Consider the following 2,803-nt stretch of genomic DNA (forward strand, 5'->3'; position numbering starts at 1 on the left):
CCGCGCCGGGCGAGCACGCGCCCGGCGACGAGCACGCTGCCGGGCACGACGACGCGGCCGGGCACGACGACGCGGCCGGGCACGCCCACACCGGCACGGCGCACGGCAACGGCGAGCGGCACGACATGGCCGACCTGCCGGACGTCGCCGGCGCCACCGCCGCCCAGATCTCGGCGGCACGCGGCCTGCTGACCACCCTCGAGGCCAGCACCCGGCGCTACCGAGACGCCGACGTCGCCTGGAGCGCCGGCTACGACGTCGACCAGGCGCTGCACCGCTGGCAGCGCAAGCACCCGGGCAAGCCCCTGGGCGTCGTCCGGGCGCTGCACGTCCCGCAGCAGAAGGCGCGCACCGACGGCCGGCTCGTCGACCCGCAGGCGCCCGAGACGCTGATCTACCACCGCGCGAAGGACGGCACGCTCACCCTCGAGGGCGTCATGTTCACGGCCGAGAAGCAGCAGCCGCCCACGAGCTACGCGCCGTACCTGCGGTGGCACTTCCACGCGACCTGCGTCGGGGCGGACGGGCAGAAGGTCGAGCCGGACGACGGGCACGACGCCAGCAGCTGCCCGGACGGCACCACGGCCCGCACCAGCGGCTACATGACGCACGTCTGGTTCGTCGCGCCGGACGACCTGGTGCACGCCTTCGCGCTCGCCCCGCCGCAGGCGGCGCTGCGGACCGCGCTGCGGGCCGGGCTGGCCGACGCGCCGTCGTCCAGCCCGTCGTCCACCGCCTGAGGACGGCGCGGACGCCGGCACCCGTCGTCCCAGTAGGGTCGACGGGTGCCTGACCGCCCCTCCGTCCCCGCCCTCGGGCCGTTGCTCGAGGCGGCCGTGCAGGGGGTCGGCGGCACCGAGCGACCGGGCCAGGTGCAGATGGCCGAGGCGGTGACCTCGGCGATCGAGCAGGGCGAGCACCTGCTCGTGCAGGCGGGCACCGGCACCGGCAAGTCGGTGGCCTACCTGGTGCCGGCGATCGCCCACGCCCAGCGCACCGGGCGGCCGGTCGTGGTCGCGACGGCGACGCTCGCGCTGCAGGCGCAGGTGGTCGACCGCGACCTGCCGCGGGTCAGCGAGGCGCTCGCCCCGCTGCTCGGCCGCCGGACGACGTACGGGCTGGTCAAGGGACGGCGCAACTACCTGTGCCAGCACAAGCTCGTCGGCGGCTTCCCGGAGGAGGAGGACGACACCCTCTTCGGTCCGCCCGCCAACGTCAGCCGGCTCGGCGACGAGGTGGTGCGGCTGCGCGAGTGGGCCGAGGAGACCGCGTCGGGCGACCGCGACGAGCTGGTGCCCGGCGTGTCCGAGCGCGCCTGGCGGCAGGTGTCGGTGTCGGCGCACGAGTGCCTGGGCGGCAAGTGCCCGATGGTCGACGAGTGCTTCGTCGAGCAGGCGCGGGCCGCCGCCCGCGAGGCCGACGTCGTCGTCACCAACCACTCGATGCTGGCCATCGACGCGTTCGAAGGCCGCCAGATCCTGCCCGAGCACGACCTGGTGGTCGTCGACGAGGGCCACGAGCTGGTCGACCGCGTCACCTCCACCATCACCGACGAGCTGACCGCGCCGATGGTGGAGCGGGCGGCGCGACGGGCGCACCGGTTCGCGGACGTCGACGCGCTGAGCACGGCGGCCGACGGGCTGCGCGGAGCGCTCGAGCTGCTGCCCGCCGGGCGGCTGACGACGCTGCCCGAGGCCGTGGCGGCCGCGCTGGTGGTGGTGCGTGACGAGGCCCGCGCCGTCCAGACCGAGCTGAAGCCCGAGAAGGGTGCCGAGGTCGACGCCGCACGGCAGGTGGCTCGCGCCGAGGTCGACGAGCTGTTCGAGGTCAGCGAGCGGCTGCTCGACGGCTCCGAGCACGACGTGGCGTGGCTGTCGGACGACCCGCGGCGCGGCCCGGTGCTGCACGTCGCGCCCATCGGCGTCGCCGGCTTGCTGCGTGAGCGGCTCTACCCCGAGCGCACCGTCGTGCTGACGTCGGCGACGCTGGAGCTCGGCGGCACGTTCGACGCGGTGGCGAGGTCGGTCGGGCTGTCGGGGCCGGACGCCCCGTCGTGGCAGGGCATCGACGTGGGCAGTCCGTTCGACTACTCGAAGCAGGCGATCCTCTACTGCGCCAAGCACCTGCCGCCTCCTGGGCGCGACGGCACCTCGGACGCCGCGATGGACGAGCTGGCCGAGCTGATCACGGCGGCCGGCGGTCGCACCCTCGGGCTGTTCTCGTCCCGTCGGGCGGCCGAGGCCGCCGCCGAGGCGATGCGCGAACGCCTCGACGTCCCGGTGCTGTGCCAGGGCGACGACCAGATGCCGACCCTGGTGCGCGCCTTCGCGCGCGACGCCCGGACGTGCCTGTTCGGCACCTTGTCGCTGTGGCAGGGCGTCGACGTCCCCGGCCCGGCCTGCCACCTGGTCGTGATCGACCGCATCCCGTTCCCGCGTCCGGACGACCCGTTGATGTCGGCCCGGGCGCAGGCGGTGGCGGACGCCGGGGGCAACGGCTTCATGGCCGTGGCCGCGACGTACGCCGCCCTGCGGCTGGCGCAGGGCTCGGGACGGCTGGTGCGGCACGCCGACGACCGCGGGGTGGTGGCGGTGCTCGACTCGCGCTTCGCGACCGCGCGCTACGGCGGGTTCCTGCGCTCGTCGCTCCCGCCGTTCTGGCCGACCGCCGACAAGGAGAAGGTGCTCGGCGCGCTGCGGCGCCTCGACGCGACGGCGGGCGAGCTGCGGCCGGTGCACGAGCCCGGGCTGCGGGCGGAGGCGCTGCGCGAGGGCGGTCCGGTCGCGGCGGCCGAGCCGCCGCC

General features: G+C 75.8%; 2 protein-coding genes. Both read left to right on the top strand.

Going from position 1 to position 2,803, the window contains the following annotated elements; all coding sequences use genetic code 11:
• Positions 1 to 740 (top strand): hypothetical protein (locus ACYVJ4_RS16380; protein WP_460461202.1); only part of this gene is annotated, 740 nt, incomplete at its 5' end.
• 45 nt (positions 741 to 785) lie between these two features.
• A partial coding sequence (locus ACYVJ4_RS16385) for an ATP-dependent DNA helicase (protein ID WP_460461203.1) occupies positions 786 to 2,803 on the top strand: 2,018 nt, incomplete at its 3' end.

It is taken from the genome of Angustibacter peucedani (genome assembly GCF_054779595.1).